The 17,257-nt window shown below is 68.7% G+C and carries 13 protein-coding genes; 7 read left to right on the top strand and 6 right to left on the bottom strand.

From position 1 onward, the window contains the following. Positions 1 to 124 precede the first annotated feature (124 nt). Positions 125 to 2,233 (top strand): catalase, encoded by a 2,109-nt coding sequence (locus BA022_RS00435; protein ID WP_088886209.1) that lies wholly within the window; start codon positions 125 to 127, stop codon positions 2,231 to 2,233. A gap of 78 nt (positions 2,234 to 2,311) precedes the next feature. On the opposite strand, the gene BA022_RS00430 is transcribed toward BA022_RS00435, so the two are convergent. Continuing rightward, complete coding sequence (locus BA022_RS00430; protein ID WP_088886208.1) at positions 2,312 to 3,286, bottom strand: Bug family tripartite tricarboxylate transporter substrate binding protein; 975 nt, start codon at positions 3,284 to 3,286, stop codon at positions 2,312 to 2,314. Positions 3,287 to 3,418: 132 nt separating this feature from the next. After that, a complete protein-coding gene (gene argH, locus BA022_RS00425; RefSeq protein WP_011806431.1) occupies positions 3,419 to 4,879 on the bottom strand; it encodes an argininosuccinate lyase in 1,461 nt (486 codons plus the stop codon). A gap of 49 nt (positions 4,880 to 4,928) precedes the next feature. Here argH and BA022_RS00420 point away from each other — a divergent pair, with 49 nt between their 5' ends. Then, positions 4,929 to 5,996 (top strand): sensor histidine kinase, encoded by a 1,068-nt coding sequence (locus BA022_RS00420; RefSeq protein WP_088886207.1) that lies wholly within the window; start codon positions 4,929 to 4,931, stop codon positions 5,994 to 5,996. 46 nt (positions 5,997 to 6,042) lie between these two features. After that, entirely contained in the window at positions 6,043 to 6,795 is a 753-nt protein-coding gene (locus tag BA022_RS00415) for a LytR/AlgR family response regulator transcription factor (RefSeq protein ID WP_015914004.1), read from the top strand. A 128-nt stretch (positions 6,796 to 6,923) separates the two neighbouring features. Here BA022_RS00415 and BA022_RS00410 read toward each other — a convergent pair whose 3' ends face one another. The 3 genes from BA022_RS00410 to polA form a co-directional block, all read right to left on the bottom strand. Next, positions 6,924 to 7,754, bottom strand: coding sequence for a ZIP family metal transporter (locus BA022_RS00410; protein ID WP_088886206.1), 831 nt, complete (start codon positions 7,752 to 7,754; stop codon positions 6,924 to 6,926). A 118-nt stretch (positions 7,755 to 7,872) separates the two neighbouring features. Then, on the bottom strand, positions 7,873 to 8,766 hold the full coding sequence (locus BA022_RS00405) for a dienelactone hydrolase family protein (RefSeq protein ID WP_011806435.1): 894 nt from the start codon (positions 8,764 to 8,766) through the stop codon (positions 7,873 to 7,875). 149 nt (positions 8,767 to 8,915) lie between these two features. Further along, the gene (polA, locus tag BA022_RS00400; protein WP_088886205.1) at positions 8,916 to 11,684 is read right to left on the bottom strand and encodes a DNA polymerase I; all 2,769 of its coding nucleotides are present in this window, start codon (positions 11,682 to 11,684) and stop codon (positions 8,916 to 8,918) included. A 142-nt stretch (positions 11,685 to 11,826) separates the two neighbouring features. On the opposite strand from polA, the gene BA022_RS00395 reads away from it, so the two are divergent. The 4 genes from BA022_RS00395 to BA022_RS00380 all read left to right on the top strand — a co-directional run bounded on the left by BA022_RS00395 (position 11,827) and on the right by BA022_RS00380 (position 14,668). Continuing rightward, positions 11,827 to 12,243 carry a hypothetical protein gene (locus BA022_RS00395; protein ID WP_088886204.1) on the top strand — a complete coding sequence of 139 codons (417 nt, stop codon included), beginning with the start codon at positions 11,827 to 11,829 and terminating at the stop codon, positions 12,241 to 12,243. Positions 12,244 to 12,279: 36 nt separating this feature from the next. Beyond that, the gene (locus BA022_RS00390) at positions 12,280 to 12,648 is read left to right on the top strand and encodes a hypothetical protein (protein ID WP_088886203.1); all 369 of its coding nucleotides are present in this window, start codon (positions 12,280 to 12,282) and stop codon (positions 12,646 to 12,648) included. A 91-nt stretch (positions 12,649 to 12,739) separates the two neighbouring features. Beyond that, complete coding sequence (locus BA022_RS00385; RefSeq protein ID WP_088886202.1) at positions 12,740 to 13,690, top strand: homoserine kinase; 951 nt, start codon at positions 12,740 to 12,742, stop codon at positions 13,688 to 13,690. A gap of 150 nt (positions 13,691 to 13,840) precedes the next feature. Beyond that, positions 13,841 to 14,668, top strand: coding sequence for a BPSS1780 family membrane protein (locus BA022_RS00380; RefSeq protein WP_088886201.1), 828 nt, complete (start codon positions 13,841 to 13,843; stop codon positions 14,666 to 14,668). A 267-nt stretch (positions 14,669 to 14,935) separates the two neighbouring features. Here the strand turns inward: BA022_RS00380 and BA022_RS00375 are convergent, their stop codons facing one another. After that, positions 14,936 to 17,086, bottom strand: coding sequence for a PhoX family protein (locus tag BA022_RS00375; RefSeq protein WP_015914011.1), 2,151 nt, complete (start codon positions 17,084 to 17,086; stop codon positions 14,936 to 14,938). Between the last annotated feature and the right edge of the window lie 171 nt (positions 17,087 to 17,257).

Below are 17,257 nucleotides of genomic sequence, written 5' to 3'. Positions count from 1 at the left end.
GCGCATGACGACGCGCAAAGGGGCGCAAGTCCTACCCAGGCACCGTAAAACCGCGCGAAACATGGCGGCTCGCCGCAGCGCGGCACCGTGCAACACCCACCGCCATTTCGCCCAAGGAGCGTCCATGCCACGAACCCCCGCCACCAAGCAACCCCTACCCGCCCGCCAGGCCGCGGCCCATGCGGACAGCTACCGCGGCCATGCCGGAGAACTGCAGCAGCAGGCCGCCGGCCAGCACCCGGTGCTGACCACCCAGCAGGGCATTGCCGTGCCCGACAACCAGAACACCCTGCGCCCCTCGCCGCACGGGCCGGCGCTGCTGGAAGACTTCATCCTGCGCGAGAAGATCACCCACTTCGACCACGAGCGCATTCCCGAGCGCGTGGTGCACGCGCGCGGCTCCGCGGCGCACGGTTTCTTCGAGCTCACCCACTCCCTCGCGGACTACACCACGGCACGGGTACTGACCGAAGTCGGCGCGCGCACGCCCGTGTTCACGCGCTTTTCCACGGTGGCCGGTGGCGCCGGATCGGTGGACACACCGCGCGACGTGCGGGGCTTTGCCGTGAAGTTCTACACGCCCGAGGGCAACTGGGACCTGGTGGGCAACAACATCCCGGTGTTCTTCATCCAGGACGCGATGAAGTTCCCCGACCTCGTGCACGCCGTGAAGATGGAGCCCGACCGCGCCTTCCCGCAGGCCGCCAGCGCGCACGACACGTTCTGGGACTTCATCTCGCTCATGCCCGAATCCATGCACATGGTGATGTGGATCATGAGCGACCGCACCATTCCGCGCAGCCTGCGCATGATCGAGGGCTTTGGCGTGCACAGCTTCCGGCTGGTGAATGCCGCGGGTGAGAGCACCTTCGTCAAGTTCCACTGGCGGCCCAAGCTGGGCATCCAGTCCACCGTGTGGGACGAGGCGATGAAGCTGCAGGCGGCGGACAACGACTTCCACCGCCGCGACCTGTTCGAGGCCATCGAGGCGGGCGACTACCCCGAGTGGGAGCTGTCCGTGCAGCTGTTCACCGAGGAAGAGGCCGGCACGTTCCCCTTCGACCACCTGGACCCGACCAAGCTCATCCCCGAAGAGCTGGTGCCGCTGCGGCCCATCGGGCGCATGGTGCTTAACCGCTGGCCCGACAACTTCTTCGCCGAGACCGAGCAGGTCGCCTTCTGCCCGGCCAACCTGCCGCCGGGCATCGACTTCAGCAACGACCCGCTGCTGCAGGGGCGCCTGTTCAGCTACCTGGACACGCAACTGCTGCGCCTGGGCGGCCCCAACTTCGTGCAGATCCCCATCAACGCGCCCAAGTGCCCCTTCGCCCACAACCAGCGCGACGGCCACATGCAGATGCTCGTGCCGCAGGGCCGCGTGAACTACGAGCCCAGCAGCCTGCAGGCCGACTCGCCCCGCGCATCGCAGGCGGCGGGTTTTCGGCACGTGGCGCAGACCGACGAAGGCAGCGGCAAGGGGCGCATCCGCCCCGAGAGCTTTGCCGACCACTACAGCCAGGCGCGCATGTTCTACCGCAGCCAGAGCCCGCTGGAGCAGGCGCACCTGGCGTCGGCGCTGGTGTTCGAGCTGTCCAAGGTACAGACGCTGCACGTGCGCGAAGGCGTGGTGGGCCATCTGCTGCACATCGACCCGCAGCTGGCCCAGCGCGTGGCCGATGGCCTGGCGCTGCCGCAGCTGCCGCCCGCCCCCCCGCTGGCCGTGCCGGTGCAGGACCTGCCGCCCTCGCCCGCCCTGCGCATCATCGACCGCATGAAGCCCACGCTGCAGGGCCGCTGCGTGGGCATTCTGGTGGCCGACGGCTCCAACGGCACCACCGTGGCCAACCTGCGCAAGGCGCTGGAGAAGGCGGGCGCGCAGGTGAAGATCGTCGCGCCCAAGGTGGGTGGCGCGCTGCTCAAGGACGGCACGCAGTTGCCTGCCGACGGGCAGCTGGCAGGCACGCCCTCGGCGGTGTTCGACGCGGTGGCCTCGGTGCTGTCGCCGGAGATGGGCGCGCAGCTGGCGCGCGAGGCCGTGGCGGTGGATTGGTTCCGAGACGCCTTCGGCCACCTCAAGGCCATCGCTGCCTGCAAGGGCACGCAGGCCATCCTGCAGGCCGGCGGCATCGAACCCGACGCGGGCGTGGTGGACCCGGCCGACGCACAGGGCTTCATCGCCGCCGCGCAGACGCGCCAGTGGGCGCGCGAGCCGCAGGTGCGCACGCTGGCGTGAACGCGGGCCTGCGCTGGCCCGCGGGGCAGCGGCCGGGGTGCGCCCCTACCGCGCCCCTACCGCGCGGTTACTGCACGCCTACTGCGCCGTGAAGCCGCTGTTGCGGATGATGCGCGCCCAGGCTGCGGTGTAGGCCTTCTGGCGCGCGGCCAGTTGTCCGGGCGCCATGTGGCCCACGGTGAGGCCCAGGGTGGTGAGTTGCTCATGCACCGCGGGCTGCGCCAGCACCTGCGCCAGTGCGGCGGAGAACTGCGCGATGAAAGCGTCGGGCGTGCCGGCCGGCGCGTAGATGCCGTAGTACGGCAGGTCCTCGAAGCCCTTGAGGCCCAGTTCGTCGAACGTGGGCACATCGGGCAGCGCGGCCTGGCGCTGCGTGCCCAGCACGCCCACCACGCGCAGCTTGCCAGCGCGGTGGTGCTCGATGAAGTCCTGCACCGATCCCACGCCCGCCGCGATCTGGTTGCCCAGCATGTCGCCGATCATGGGCGCGCTGCCGCGGTAGGGCGCGGCCACCAGGTCCAGCCGGTACTTGCGGCCCAGCAGCTTGACCAGAAACTCCGGCGTGGATGCCGGCGCCGGCACGCCCACCGCGCCCTGGCCGCCCCGCGCGGCCTGGAGCCACTGCACATATTCGTTGAACGAACGCGCGGGCGTGCCGCCCGAAACGGCGAACGCGTTCACGAAGGTGGCAAAGCCCGCCACGGGCACGAAGTCGCTCACCGGGTCGAAGCCGGGGTTCTTCACCACCAGCGGCAGGATGGAGAGGGTGTGGTCGTGCGTGAGGAACAGCGTGGTCCCGTCGGCCGGCGCGGCCTTGAGCACCTGCGCCGCGATCTGCCCGCCCGCGCCGGGTCGGTTGTCCACCACCACGGGGACGCCCAGCACGTCCTTGAGCTTGTCGGCCAGCAGGCGGGCGATGGCATCCGAGCCGCCTCCGGGCGGAAAGCCCACCAGGATGCGCACCGGCTTGGTGCCGTCGGCCCAGGCGGGCAACGCCGGCAGCACGCTGGCGGCAAGGGCGCGGGCCAGCAGGTGGCGGCGGTGCAGGTTCATGGTGGCTCTCCTGGGGCGGCAGGGCGATACAAATTCAGGAGCTGTTCGCGCTTGCCAGCAAAGCTTTTCAGCATCAAAACATACTGAAAACCGCTTACATCAAGCGCTGACAGCTCCTATTTTGACGGGCAATCAGGCGGACAGCCGCGCACGGTGGCGCGCCAGCTGCGTGCGCACCTGCGCGGGCGCGGTGCCGCCCAGGGTGTTGCGCGCGTTCAGCGAGCCCTGCAGGCTCAGGGCATCGAACACGTCCTTCTCGATCGCCGGGTGAAAGCCCTGCAGCACGGCCAGCGGCAACTCCGACAGGTCCACGCTGTGCGACACCGCGGCCTTCACCGCGTGGGCCACGGTCTCGTGCGCGTCGCGGAACGGCAGGCCCTTCTTGACGAGGTAGTCGGCCAGGTCGGTCGCCGTGGCGTAGCCCTTGAGCGCCGCGGCGCGCATGGCCTCGGCGTTCACGGTGATGCCGCCGTCCTTGCACCCGGTTGCGGGGTTCATCTGGCCGCCGATCATCTCGGCGAAGATGCGCAGCGTGTCCTTCAGCGTGTCCACTGTGTCGAACAGCGGCTCCTTGTCTTCCTGGTTGTCCTTGTTGTAGGCCAGGGGCTGGCCCTTCATCAGCGTGATCAGGCCCATCAGGTGGCCCACCACGCGGCCGGTCTTGCCGCGCGCCAGCTCCGGCACGTCGGGGTTCTTCTTTTGCGGCATGATCGACGAGCCGGTGGTGAAGCGGTCGGCGATCTTGATGAAGCCGAAGTTCTGGCTCATCCAGATGATGAGTTCTTCGGACAGGCGGCTCACGTGCACCATGCACAGGCTGGCGGCGGCCGTGAACTCGATGGCGAAGTCGCGGTCGCTCACGCCGTCCAGGCTGTTCTGGCACACGCCCTCCATGCCCAGCGTCTTGGCCACGCGCTCGCGGTCCAGCGGGTAGGTAGTGCCGGCCAGCGCGGCGGAGCCCAGCGGCAGCACGTTCACCCGGCGGCGCACGTCGCGCATGCGCTCGGCATCGCGTGCAAACATCTCCACGTAAGCCAGCAGGTGGTGCGCAAAGCTCACGGGCTGCGCCACCTGCAGGTGGGTGAAGCCGGGCAGGATCACCTCGACGTTCTGCTCGGCCACCTCGACCAGCGACAGCTGCAGCTCGCTCAGCAGGCCCTCGATCAGGTCGATCTCGCCGCGCAGCCACAGGCGCACGTCGGTGGCCACCTGGTCGTTGCGGCTGCGGCCGGTGTGCAGGCGCTTGCCGGCGTCGCCCACCAGCTGGGTCAGGCGCGCCTCGATGTTCAGGTGCACGTCCTCCAGGTCCAGCTTCCACTCGAACGCGCCGGACGCGATCTCCTGCGTGATCTGGGCCATGCCCTTCTGAATGTCGGCGTGGTCCTGCGCGCTGATGATGCCTTGCGCGGCCAGCATCTCGGCATGGGCCAGGCTGCCCGCGATGTCGGCCTGCCACAGGCGCTTGTCGAAGAACACGCTCGACGTATAGCGCTTGACCAGATCGCTCATGGGCTCGGAGAACAAGGCCGACCAGGCCTGGGCCTTGGTGGCGAGCTGGTCGTGGGACGGTTGCGAGGCGGAAGAAGAGGACATGGGGGCAATAATCCGGGGGTTTCGACACCCGGAACGCCCGGATGCCGCAATGCAAGAGACGCAAATTTTATCGACCCGCCCCGCCGCCCTGCCCGAAGCCGCACCGCGCAGTGCGGTACGCGGCCGCGCGCTGGTGTTCGACGCCTGCCAGGTGGGCGTGGTGCTGCGCGCCGTGCTGTTCGTGGAACTGGTGCTGGGCGTGGGCGCCTTGTTCGGCGCGGGCGGCCTGGCGGAATGGCTGGCGCGCCTGGCGTTGCTCACGGGCGGCGCGCTGCCGGCCACCCTCGCCTGGCTGATCACGGCCTGCAGCCTCAAGACGGCGCTGCAGCGCCTGCAGGAGCCGCTGCAGTACGCCGCCGGCGTGCTGCTGGGCGCACTGGCCGGCCTGCTGGCCTGCGCCATGCTGGCCCTGGCCAGCGGCCCCGCGGGCGCCCCGCCGCCGTGGCTGGCCAGCGCCGCCAGCGGCGCGCTGCTGGCGGCGCTGCTGGTCACCGCGCTGAAAATGCGCGCCCGCGCCCGCACGCCCGCCGCCACCACCGCGCGCCTGACCGAGCTGCAGGCGCGCATCCGCCCACACTTCCTGTTCAACACGCTCAACAGCGCCATTGCCCTGGTGCGCGACGAACCCGCCAAGGCCGAGGCGCTGCTGGAAGACCTGAGCGACCTGTTCCGCCACGCCCTGGTGGAACAGGGCGAGTCCGCCACGCTGGAGGAAGAGATCGTGCTGGCACGCCGCTACCTGGACATTGAGCAGGTGCGCTTTGGCGAACGCATGCGCGTGCAATGGGTGCTGGATGCGCGCGCCAACGCCGCGCGCCTGCCGCCGCTCTTGCTGCAGCCGCTGGTGGAAAACGCGGTCAAGCACGGCGTGGAGCCCAGCGCGCGCGGGGGCAAGCTGCGCATCGCCACCGAGCGGCGCGGCGGCCGCGTGGTGCTGATCATCACCAACACCCTGCCCACCGATCGCCCCACGGCCGAGGACGCGCCGCGCGGCCACGGCATCGCCCAGGCGAATGTGCGCGACCGCCTGCGCCTGCTGCACGACGTGGACTGCGACTTCAGCGCCGGCGTACAGGGCGGCCTGTACCAGGTGCGCATCTCGCTGCCCGCGCCCTGAATCCCCGGGCCACGCGGCACGCCACATCCACTACAGTCGACGCCCCATGCACATCCTGATCGTGGACGACGAACTCCTGGCCCGCAGCCGCCTGCGCACGCTGCTGGCCGACTGCGACCCCCGCCACAGCGTGACGGAGGCCGCGCACGCCGCGGACGCGCTGGCACAGCTCGAGGCCAGCGGCGGCCGCGCGGTGGACGTGGTGCTGCTGGACATCCACATGCCGGGCCAGGACGGCCTGGGACTGGCGCACCACATCCAGCGCCTGCCGCACCCGCCGGCCATCGTGTTCGTGACCGCCCACGCGGACCATGCGCTGTCGGCCTTCGAACTGGATGCCGTGGACTACCTGACCAAGCCCGTGCGCCTGCAGCGCCTGCAGCAGGCACTGGCCAAGGCGCAGCGCGCCGCGGCCCCCAGCGCCGCTCCCACGCGCTCGCCGCTGCCGGCACCCAGCTGCGAGGTGCTACTGATCCAGGAGCGCGGGCGCACCGAGCGCGTGCCGCTGGACGACGTGCTGTTCCTGCGCGCCGAGCAGAAATACGTGACGGTGCGCACCCTCACGCGCAGCTTCGTCATCGACAGCGCGCTGTCCGACCTGGAGGCGCGCCACGCGGGCCACTTTCTGCGCGTGCACCGCAGCACGCTGGTGGCCCGCCGCGCCATGCGGGCGCTGGAGCGCTATTACGACGCCGAGGAGGGCGAAGGCTGGGCCGTGCGCCTGCACGGGCTCACCGAGCCCCTGCCGGTCTCGCGCCGCCAGGTGGCCGGGGTGCGCGAGGCGCTGGCCACGGGTTGATACGGCTGCGGCGTTTCAGGCGCCCACACGCCTGCACCCTCTGCGCGGCCGCCGGCCCTTGGACTGGCGCCGCGGTCCTCCCCGGACAGGCAGGCGCGGCGCGCACACCGGCGAACACCCTGCCGTGCTCAATGCGCGTGCGCCAGCCCGCTCACAAAGGTCACCACCGCGATGCCGGCCGCCAGCCAGGCGATCTGCGCCAGCGTCTGCGCGGCCGAGAGGCGTTTTTGCAGTTGCGGGATCAGGTCGGCTAGCGCCACGTACACGAAGCTGCTGGAGGCGATGGCCAGGAAATACGGCAGCCCGCCGTCCCACAGCCCCACCAGGTAGTAGCCCACGAGGCCGCCCAGCGCCGTCAGCGCGCCCGCCAGCGAGACCTTGAGCAGCGCCGCGTTGCGGTGGCGGGTGCTGTGGCGCAGCACCACCAGGTCGCCGATGTGGTGCGGCACCTCGTGCGCCAGCACCGACAGCGCGGCCACCACGCCCAGCCGCATGTCCGCCATGAAGGCCGAGGCGATCAACACCCCATCGCCAAAGCAGTGCACGCTGTCGCCGGTCAGCAGCGCCCAGCCGCCATGCCCGTGCTGGCCCGGGCCATGGTGGTGGTCGTGCGCGTGGTCAGGATGGTGGTCGTGGTGGCCCTGGCCATGGATGTGCCGCTCGGACGGGCTGTGCTCATGGCCGTGGTGCCACAGCTCGGCCTTGTCCAGCAGGAAGAAGAACACCAGCCCCAGCAGCAGCGTGGCAAACAGGTCGTGCGCACTGGCCTGGCTCTCGAACGCCTCGGGCAGCAGATGCATGAAGGCGGTGGCCAGCAGCGCGCCCGCCGCCAGGCTCAGCAGGTGCTGCGGCCCCACGCGCTGGCGCGTGCCCATGCCCAGGCGCAGCAGCGCCGCCGCCACCCACACACTGCCAATGCCCGCGGCCAACGTGGCCAGGATGATTGCTATCAATGTCATAGCTGCTTGCGCTTTCTCTTATTGGCCTAGGTGCCAATTTCATTCATTCAAAACCAAACTCTCGCCGCGCCATCAAAAAAAGCCCCGAAGGGCTTGTGTGCGTGCTGGCTGCCGCGGCTCACGCCACGCCGTGCTGCTTGAACCAGGCCAGCGTGCGCTTCCAGCCGTCCTGCGCGGCTTCCTTGCGAAAGCTCGGGCGGTAGTCGGCATGGAAGGCATGCGGCGCGTCCGGGTAGACCACGAACCGCGAGGCTTTCGCTGCGGCAGACCCTTCTGACAGGGCGCTTTTCATCTTATCAATCGTGTCAAGAGGTATGCCGGCATCTTTTTCGCCATACAGACCCAGCACGGGTGCCTTGAGGATGGGCGCCAGGTCCACGGGGTGCTTGGGATTCAGGGCACTGGCCTGCCCCACCAGACGGCCATACCAGGCCACCCCGGCCTTCACCGGGCCATGCGCGGCGTAGAGCCAGGTGATGCGGCCGCCCCAGCAAAAGCCGGTGATGCCCACGCGCTGGAGGTCACCGCCATGGGCTCCGGCCCATTGCACGGCGCCGTCCAGGTCGGCCATGACCTGGGCATCGGGCACCTTGGACACCAGTTCGCTCATGAGCTTGGCGACTTCACTGTAGGCGCGCGGGTCGCCCTGGCGCGCGAACAGGTCGGGGGCAACGGCAAGGTAGCCCTCGTGCGCCAGGCGGCGGCAAACGTCGGCAATGTACTCGTGCACGCCGAAGATCTCTGAAATCACCAGCACCACGGGCAGCCCCGTCTTGCCCTGCGGCGCCGCGCGGTAGGCGCGCACGTCAAAGCCGTTCACCGCAAAGTGCACCTCCCCCGCCGTGAGCCCGTCGGCCGGGGTGGAGACCGCTGTCTGCGCCATCACCGGCGCGGCCGCGGCGGCATAGCCGGCCCCCAGCATGACGCCCAGCGCGGTGCGGCGGCTGGCGCCCGCTGCCGTGCTACGGCCGGGGACGAGTGCATCGAAGTCGTTCTGGAGATCGCTGTGCATGACGGAGGCTCCTGGCAAGGGGTGGCAAGGGTTGGGGGACGGACGCCCCCCGGCGCTGGCCAGGAGGCATGGCGTGCCAATGTAGCGGCAATGGCCGTTTTGCGCATGCGACCCGCCCGCGCCACCGCGCCAACGGGCTACAAGCGCTATCAGTGCGCCTTGTCCCAGTCGGGCCCCACGCCCACTTCGGCCAGCAGTGGTACCTGCAGCGCGGCCACGCCGGCCATCAGGCGCGGGATCTCACGGCGCAGCCAGTCCACCTCGCCCTCGGGCAGCTCGAACACCAGTTCGTCGTGCACCTGCATGATCATGAGCACCTCGGGCTTGCGCGCGTCCAGCTCGCCCTGCACGGCCACCATGGCCTTCTTGATGAGGTCGGCCGCCGTGCCCTGCATGGGTGCGTTGATGGCGGCGCGCTCGGCCGCGCCGCGGCGCGGGCCGTTGGGCGAGTTGATCTCCGGCAGGTACAGGCGCCGGCCGAACACGGTCTCCACGTAGCCACGCGCCTTGGCCTGGGCCTTGGTCTCTTCCATGTACTGCTTCACGCCGGGGTAGCGCTGGAAGTAGCGGTCGATGTAGGCGGCGGCGGCCTTGGTCTCGATGCCCAGGTTCTTGGCCAGGCCGAAACTGCTCATGCCGTAGATCAGGCCAAAGTTGATGACCTTGGCGTAGCGGCGCTGCTCGCTGCTCACCTGGTCCAGCGCCACGCCGAACACCTCGGCCGCCGTGGCGCGGTGCACGTCCAGGCCCTCGCGGAAGGCGTGCAGCAGCGCCTCGTCGCCGCTGATGTGCGCCATGATGCGCAGCTCGATCTGGCTGTAGTCGGCACTGGCAATCACGCGGCCTGTGGGTGCCACGAAGGCCTCGCGCACGCGCCGGCCCTCCGGCGTGCGAATGGGGATGTTCTGCAGGTTGGGTTCGTTGCTGGACAGCCGCCCGGTGACGGCCACGGCCTGCGCGTAGTGGGTGTGGACGCGGCCGGTGCGCGGGTCCGCCAGCGTGCTGAGCTTGTCGGTGTAGGTGCCCTTGAGCTTGCACAGGCTGCGGTGTTCCAGCAGTTTGGCGGGCAGCGGGTAGTCCTCGGCCAGCTTCTCCAGCACCTCTTCGTCGGTGCTGCGCGCGCCGGTGGCGGTCTTCTTCACCACGGGCATGCCCAGCTTGTCGAAGAAGATTTCACCCAATTGCTTGGGCGATCCCAGGTTGAAGGGCTGGCCGGCGATGGCGTACGCCTCCTGCTCCAGCTGCAGGATGCGCTGGCCCAGCGCGTGGCTCTGGGCGGCCAGCTTGCCCGCGTCGATCAGCACGCCGTTGCGCTCGATGCGAAACAAGGTCTCGCTGCAGGCCATCTCCAGTTCGTAGATGCCGCGCAGCTTGTCGTCGGTCTGCAGCTGGGGCCATAGCACGCGGTGCACATCCAGCGTCTGGTCGGAGTCCTCGCACGAGTACGCCGCAGCCTTGTCCACCGGGACCTGGGCAAATGGGATCTGCTTGGCCCCCTTGCCGCACAGGTCTTCGTAGCTGATGCCGGTGCGGCCCGTGTGGCGCTCGGCCAGGCTGGTCAGGCCGTGGGGCTTGTGCACTTCCAGCACGTAGCTTTGCAGCATGGTGTCGTGCGCATAGCCGCGCACCTGGATGCCATGGTTGGCGAACACATGCCGGTCGTACTTCACGTGCTGGCCCAGCTTGCGGCAGGCCGGATCTTCCAGCCAGGGGCGCAGGCGCTCCAGCACCTCGGCCAGCGGCAGCTGCGGCGGCGCGTCAGGGCCGTTGTGCGCCAGCGGGATGTAAGCGGCGGCTCCGGGCTCAACGCTGAAGGACACGCCCACGATCTCGGCGCGCAACTCGTCCAGCGACGTGGTCTCGGTGTCCAGCGCCGCCAGCGGCGCGGCCTTCAGGCGCGCGAGCCAGCCGTCGAGCTGCTCCCACGTGAGGATGGTGTCGTAGGTCACCTCGCGCCGCTGCGCCTGCACGGCGACGGCGCTGGCGTCGGGCGTGGTGAAGAGGTCTCCGCTGGCGCCAGCATCCGGCACCACCGCGGACGGCAGCGCGCGTGCCAGGCTCTTGAAGCCGTACTTCTGATAAAAATCGCGCAACGCGTCCGCCTGCTCAGCGCCAACAGCTATCGCATCGATAGCAGGCAGACCATCGAGGTGGCCCGCCAGGTCGCAGTCGGTCTTGATGGTGACCAGCGTGCGCGCGGTGGGCAGCCAGTCCAGCGCCCCGCGCAGGTTCTCGCCGGCCACGCCCTTGATGGCGCCCGCGTTGGCCACCAGCGCGTCCAGCGAACCGTATTCCGTGAGCCATTTGGCGGCGGTCTTGGGGCCGACCTTGGGCACGCCGGGCACGTTGTCCACGGCATCGCCCACCAGGGCCTGGTAGTCCACCATGAGCGTCGGGGGCACGCCGAACTCGGCGGTCACGCCGGCCACGTCCCGCTTCTTGCCGTTCATGGTGTCGATGATGGTGATGTGTTCGTTCACCAGCTGGCTCAGGTCCTTGTCGCCGCTGGAAATCACCACCTGCATGCCCTGGCCGGCCGCGGTAGCAGCCAGCGTGCCGATCACGTCGTCGGCCTCCACGCCGGGGATACACAGCACCGGCCAGCCCAGCAGCCGCACCACCTCGTGGATGGGCTCGATCTGCGCACGCAGGTCATCGGGCATGGGCGCGCGGTGCTGCTTGTACTCGGGGTACAGCGCATCGCGAAAAGTGGGGCCGCTGGCATCGAAAACGCAGGCGGCGTAGTCGGCCGGGACTTCTTTCTTGAGCGCCTGCAGCATGTTGATCATGCCGCGGATGGCCCCCGTGGGGGCGCTGGCGGGATCGCCCGGCACGGCGCGCAGGTCGGGCATGGCATGGAATGCGCGGTACAGGTAGCTGGAGCCATCCACCAGCACCAGGGTCTTGGGGCGTGTCATCGGTGAATTCTCCCACGCTCATCGGCCGTGGCCGCCATCGCAATCAGCACCCCGCACGCGGGCAGGTGCAGTGGAAAGCGGCACAATCCGTCGCCATGGCCCGGCGGTGCGCCGCGCCCTCCCCTCTCCCCAAGGCTGCCCCATGAAACACCACCTGCTCGCACTCGTCGCCTGCGCCACCACCACCCTGGCGTGGGCCAACCCGGACTTCAAGAACGTGCCGCCTTCGATGCAGAAGTCGCTGCACGGCATCAGTGCCGCACAGTTTGACGGCGGCGTGCTGCGCGCGCAGATGAACAAGCCCGAGGTCACCGAGCTGGTGTACAACACCTTTGTCTTCCACAACATCTGCGCGCAGCAGTGGCACGACCCTGCGCAGTTCGCGCGCCTGGGCCTCACGCGCGTGGAGCTGTTCAACGCCGCCGGCACGCAGGGCTTTGCCTTCGATGCGCGCGGCGATGTGTGCGAAGAGATGGGCAAGCTCGGCAAGAACTTCCGCACCTTCATCGGCAAGTACACGCAGGCCTGCAGCGCCAGCACCTGCCCGCCGCAGCGCTGAGCGCGCACGCCGGCGCACGGCGCCTACAATCGCGCCATGCGCGCTCTCCACTCCACCTTCCTGCTGCTGGCCCTGGCCAGTGCTCCCGCCCTGGCTCAGAATGCAAGCCAAAATGCCATTCAGCCCAGTACGGACGGGCGCGGCCAGCTATTGGAAAGAGAGCAGCAGACTGAAGGGCGCCACAACCAGCGCGTAGAGCACATCGTGGTGGAGGACGCCGGCAGCCGCGTGCAAGAGTTGCGCGTGGGCGGGCAGACGCAGAGCATCACCGTGCAACCCAAGACCGGCACGCCCCTGCCCGCGTACGAAGTGCGCTCCAACGACGGAGCCCGCGCACGCCCCGGCAACTTCAACGAGTCGGACACCGTGACCGCACCGCGCGTGTGGAACTTGCGCAATTTCTGACCGCAGCCAACGCGGCATTCCTGGGCGGCCCGTATCGCCCGCTCCTTCCCCCGCTTTTTTCAGCACGCCGAGTGCACTGACGTACTGACCGATGGCCGTTTTCACCGAAGTCTCCACCAAAGAGGCGCGCGAATTGCTGCGCCGGCTGCAGCTGGGCAAGCTGCTTGAGCTGCGCGGCATCGAGGGCGGCATCGAGAACACCAACTACTTCGTCACCTGCGAGCAGGGCGAGTACGTACTCACGCTGTTCGAGCGCCTCACCGCAGAGCAGCTGCCGTTCTACCTGCACCTGATGAAGCATCTGGCGCACGCGGGCATCCCCGTGCCGGACCCGCAGGCCGACAAGCATGGCGAGATCCTGCACCAGGTGTGCGGCAAGCCCGCTGCGCTGGCCACCAAGCTGCGCGGCAAGAGCCAGCTCAGCCCCCAGGAAGCGCACTGCGCGGCCGTGGGCACCATGCTGGCGCGCATGCACCTGGCCGCAAGCGGCTATGAACGCCAGCAGCCCAACCTGCGCGGCCTGCCCTGGTGGAACGAGACCGTGCCGGTGGTACTGCCGCACATCGGCGCCGAGCCGGCGGCGCTGCTGCAGTCCGAACTGGCCTACCAGAACCATGTGGCGGCCTCCAGCGCCTACGCAGCGCTGCCGCGCGGCCCCATCCATGCCGATCTGTTCCGCGACAACGTGATGTTCGAAGGCGAGGAACTCACGGGCCTCTTCGACTTCTATTTCGCGGGCGTGGACACCTTCCTCTTCGACCTGGCCGTGTGCCTGAACGACTGGTGCATCGACCTGCCCACCGGCGCGCACGCCGCACCGCGCGCCCAGGCCATGATCGACGCCTACCAGGCCGTGCGCCCGCTCACCGCGCATGAACGCGCCCTGCTGCCCGCCATGCTGCGCGCCGGGGCGCTGCGCTTCTGGATCTCGCGCCTGTGGGACTTCTACCTGCCGCGCGAGGCCGCCATGCTCAAGCCCCACGACCCCACACATTTTGAGCGCGTGCTACGCCAGCGCGCGGCCCATCCGGTGACTCTGTAGCCACCATGGTGCGCCGCGCGCCCCGCAACAGCCACTCCACACATAACCGTTGGTTTCATCCACCGCTGCGGCCTGTGCAGCGGCAACTGGGGTAAATTCCCCCATGCGCCCGCACCGCTGCCGCGGCGCTCCACCTTCGATTTCCAATCCATGAAACTGCACATCGTCCCCGCGCGCGCGGGCCTGGAATGGGTACGCCTGGGCATTCGCGTGTTCTGGCGCCAGCCCATGGCGCTGGCCGCGCTGTTTTTCATGACCATGGCGGCGATGTCGCTGGCCACCATGCTGCCGCTGATCGGCCCCGCCGTGGCACTGGGCCTGCTGCCCTCGGCCACGCTGGCCATGATGGTGGCCGCGGCCGAGGCCAGCCAGGACCGCGTGCCCACGCCCGCACTGCTGCTGGTGGCGTTTCGCACCGGCAAGCAGCGGCTGAACCACATGCTGACCCTGGGCGCGCTCTACGCCGTGGGCTTCCTCGGCCTGATGGGGCTGTCGGCCCTCGTGGACGGCGGGCAGTTCGCACGCGTGTACCTGGGCGGCGAGCCGCTGACGCGCGAGATGGCCGAGTCGGGCAGCTTCCAGGCGGCCATGTGGCTGTCGCTGCTGCTGTACGTGCCGCTGTCGCTGCTGTTCTGGCACGCGCCTGGCCTGGTGCACTGGCACAACGTGCCGCCCGTGAAGGCGCTGTTCTTCAGCATCGTCGCCTGCCTGCGCAACTTCGGGGCCTTCACGGTGTATGGGCTGTCGTGGATGGGCGTGTTCCTCGGCGCAGGCGTGGTCATCAGCCTGCTGGTCACGATGCTGAGCGCCATCGGTCTGGGCGCCGGCATGGCCGGCGGCATCATGGTGGCGACGGCGATGATGCTGGCCGCCATGTTCTTCTCGTCGGTGGTGTTCACGTTCCGCGACAGCTTCGACGCGCCCCACCACGACCACGGCGACTCACCCGCTGCGGCGTCACCCGAGCAGGATTCATAAAGCTGCGTCAGCGGAGTCGTCGGGGCGCTCCGCCCGGTCCCGTGCTTCCAGATATTCGGACGGAGCGGGCCGAGTCCCCGCGCGCTTCGGCGCACCCGGGCGTGCCCCGAGCCAAACAGTGCGCTTGGGGTGCACTGCTCCTCAGCGAATAAGGTTCCACCCGCACCCTCGCCCTGAACAGGCAAGAAAAAACCCGCCAGAGGCGGGTTGGAAGTACCGCGGAGCCCTCCTGCGCGCAAGGCGAGAGACGGCTCCCGTGCAAGCCGGTTAGATACCGATCGTGCCGCCGTCCTTGCGCGTCACCACCACGGTGGCCGAGCGCGGACGCTTGAGGCCCTTGTGGCTGCTGGTGATCCCAGGCTGGTTGCCCGGCCAGTAGCTGGTGAAGGTGCTGGTGGCGAAGTTGGCCTTCTCAGCGTCCTCGCCCGGGTGCTGCACGTTGAAGAACAGCGTCTTGCCGTCGGGCGTGACCACCACGCCCGTGATCTCGCAGTCGAACGGGCCGACCAGGAAGCGGCGCACCGTGGCCTCGGTGGGCTTGGAGCCCATGATCGTGGCCTGGCCCTCCTTGGTGGTGACCTTGCCGCCGTCACCGACCTTGCCGGGAATGGCGGCCAGCATCATGCAGTTGGTCACATCGGTGTAGGAACCGTCGTCGGTCTGGATCCACAGCAGGCCGCCGGCATTGGCGCTGCGCTGGTCGAAATGCAGGCCGTCGGGGCTGGAGAAATCGTTCACGGCGGTCAGGCCCGACAGGTTCTCGCTCTGCTTGTTGTCGCTGCGCGCGCCGAACAGGTACACGTCCCACTGGAACTTGGTACCCGCCTGGCCGCCCTCTTCCTTCCAGCGGATGATGTGGCCATTGGTGTTGCCCACGCGCGGGTTGGCGGCGTTCAGCGTGGCGGCCGTGCGCTGCGAGTTGTTGGTCATGGTCATGTACACCTCGTTGTTCAACGGGTTCACGCCACCCCACTCGGGACGGTCCATCTTGGTCGCGCCGCGGGCGTCGGCCGCCAGGCGGCAGTGCATGACCACATCGGCCTGGTCGGCGAACGGGTACAGCGCGTTGGTGGCGTCGATGCCGTTCTTGCCGAACGTCAGTTCCAGCCACTCGCCGCTGCCATCGTTGTTGAACTTGGCAGCGTACAGCGTGCCCTTGTCCAGGTACTTGGCACCGGCGGCCACGCCGCCGTTGATGTCCTTGGGGTCCCACTTGGCATCGGACACGAACTTGAACACGTACTCGTTGCGCGCATCGTCGCCAGAGTAGATGACGATCGGCTCGCCGGCCTTGGCGGGTGCCGGCCATGCCCCTTCATGGTTGAAGCGGCCCAGCGCCGTGCGCTTGACGGGCTTGCTGTCGGGGCGGAAGGGGTCGATCTCCACCACCCAGCCGAAGGTGTTGAAGATGTTGCGATAGTCCTCCGCGGCGCTGGCGGCGCTCACCTTGCTGTTCCAGCGCTGGTACTGCTCGCCCTCGGCGGTGTCCCACAGGTAAGGGCTCTTGCGGTTCTCGGGCAAGCCATAGCGCTTCAGGGCCACGATTTCGGTGGCGGAGCGTTGGGCGTCGTCGCCGGCGGCACGGCCGATGACGTTCAGGAAGTTCTCCTCGCACGTCAGATAGGTGCCCCAGGGCGTGTAGCCGTTGGCGCAGTTGTTGTTCATCCCGAAGGCCTGCTTGCCGTCCGGCGAGAGCTTGTTGAACAGCTTGGCGTTGCCGGCGGCGGGGCCGCCAAAGTCCATCGGCGTGGCCGAGGTGATGCGGCGGTTGTATTTGGAGCCGCGCACCATTTCCATCTCGTTGCTGCCGCTCTTGCGCTTGACTTCCACCACGCTGGCACCGTGGGCGCGGATTTCCTTGTCCACCTGCTCGGCCGGGCGCTTGCCGTCCACCGTGATGCGCCCCGTGGGATGCAGACCATAAGGCGCAACCACATACTCATGGTTCACGCACAGCAGGCCGCGGTCGGAGCGGCTGGGGTCGAACTTGCCGTCGTCGGACATGCCGAAGTAGTACATGCCGTCGTGGCCGTCGCCGATGCGGCGGTCATAGGACTCGGCCGTCTCGGAGCCATCGTCCTTCCAGGACTCGTCGCCATAGTGGATCGGGTCGCCCAGGGCGTGCAGGATGCTGACCTGGTAACCCTCGGGTACCGTTACCAGGTCGGCGTTGCTCTTGGCGACGGCATTGAAGTTGAGGCGGATCGGCTCGGGTGCGGGAGTTTCGTCATCGTCGCTGCCACCGCCGCAGGCGCTCAGGCTCACGCCGCCCAGCAGAGCCGCAGTGGTGGCGCCGACACCGCCCTTGAGGGCGCTGCGACGGCTCAGGCGCGCGGCCAGGACGCTGTCGATGTGCTGGTTGGACGAATGGTTGACGATTTCATTGTCGTCGTACTCGGAAACGATCGTGGTGTTCATGGGTCGTTGGACTCGGTAGTGGCAATCAAGGTCCCGCGATCCTGGAGTACGTCTGTTGCGCCCGCATGACGTGTACATGACATCTTCAAGACATTGTTTCGCACGCCGGGCCTTCCGTGCACACGCGAGGACACACAGACCCACAGCGCCTGAGCGACGCGCGGGCCCGGG

The organism is Diaphorobacter nitroreducens, assembly GCF_002214645.1.
GTDB classification, from domain to species: domain Bacteria; phylum Pseudomonadota; class Gammaproteobacteria; order Burkholderiales; family Burkholderiaceae_C; genus Diaphorobacter; species Diaphorobacter nitroreducens.
Note: the sequence above shows the minus strand (reverse complement) of the source record. Positions and strands in the feature narration are given on the sequence as shown.